The sequence below is a fragment of the Campylobacter sp. S4:11 genome (genome assembly GCF_024723695.1).
GTDB lineage: Bacteria > Campylobacterota > Campylobacteria > Campylobacterales > Campylobacteraceae > Campylobacter_D > Campylobacter_D jejuni_C.
The window spans coordinates 1-331 of sequence record NZ_JANQDC010000116.1 but is presented as its reverse complement, the minus strand read 5'-3'; the positions used below and the strand labels follow the sequence as shown (position 1 = coordinate 331).

The following is a 331-nucleotide window of genomic DNA, read 5'->3' as shown; positions in this document are numbered from 1 at the left end:
CTAAAGCTACGAGAGCTTAAAGAGTGTGAGCAATTTGAACTTTTTCAAGGAAGTAGTGATAATTTAGATATTAATATATTAGATAAAAAAAGAAAAGAATTTGTTTATAAAGATCCTTTAAAAGAATTAGATGAAAGTTTAAAACTTTTCAATGGAGAGTATTTAAGATATCCTGTTTTATTTTTTTATGGTCTAGGTAATGGAATTTTATATAAAGCTTTGCTTTCTAATCCTATTAGAAATCATTTAATTATTTTTGAAGAAGAATTAGAGATTATTTATTTAGTTTTTCATTATTTAGATTTAAGTGAAGAAATAAGAAATGAAAAGG

Annotated in this window: 1 pseudogene; it reads left to right on the top strand. The window is 22.7% G+C overall.

Annotation, left to right across the window (positions count from 1 at the left end):
* Positions 1-331, top strand: a pseudogene (locus CAMP5053_RS08475) (DUF115 domain-containing protein); the annotation flags it as partial.